The sequence below is a fragment of the Shewanella sp. GutCb genome (assembly GCF_002836135.1).
Classification (GTDB): Bacteria; Pseudomonadota; Gammaproteobacteria; order Enterobacterales; family Shewanellaceae; genus Shewanella.
The window spans coordinates 1-634 of sequence record NZ_PJBL01000074.1 but is presented as its reverse complement, the minus strand read 5'-3'; the positions used below and the strand labels follow the sequence as shown (position 1 = coordinate 634).

Here is a 634-nt window from a genome sequence, read left to right as displayed (position 1 = left end):
TTAACAGCTGAAGTGGGTTGTACTAACGCACCCGGTGCTACGGGCGAAGGTATGTATGAGATGTTCCGTTTAGGCGCCATCCCAGTACATTTAGCGCACATCCAATCTGGCCCTTGGGCGTCACCTGATGAAGGTGGATTCGGTTATGTGTCTAACTACACTATCTACAATTTCCCTCATTCAATGGCGGTAAACCGCCTAACGGGTAAGCGTTTCATGAATGAAATTGCTGACCGTAAGACGCGTGCAGATGCTGAGCTAGCTTGCCGTGACGAGCAGGGTAAAGCCATGCCTCCAATCTTGATCACTAGCTATAAGGATTCTAAGAAGCATCCGAATACTAAAAAAGTAATCAAGTACAACGTAGGTTGGAAATTCGATTCAGTTGAAGAGCTAGCCAAACATTTTGATGTGCCGCTTACAGCGCTGAAAGCTCAGATCGCAGAGTACAACGAATACGTTAAGTCTGGTGATGATAAGCAGTTTGGCAAGAATATGACCAAGGCTAAAGATAAGTTTATCGAAGCGCCATTCACAGTGGTAAGACTGTGGCCGAAAGTGCATTACTGCCAAGGTGGTGTACAGATTAATACTAGCGCTGAAGTGAAAGACAGCTTCACTGGTCAGTCTATTG

1 protein-coding gene is annotated in these 634 nt (G+C 45.7%); it reads left to right on the top strand.

Translation table 11 applies throughout. The features are described 5' to 3' along the window. Window positions 1-634, top strand: a 634-nt coding sequence (locus CXF86_RS20010) for an acrylate reductase flavoprotein subunit ArdA (RefSeq protein WP_145991640.1), incomplete at both ends; no start/stop codon positions are given.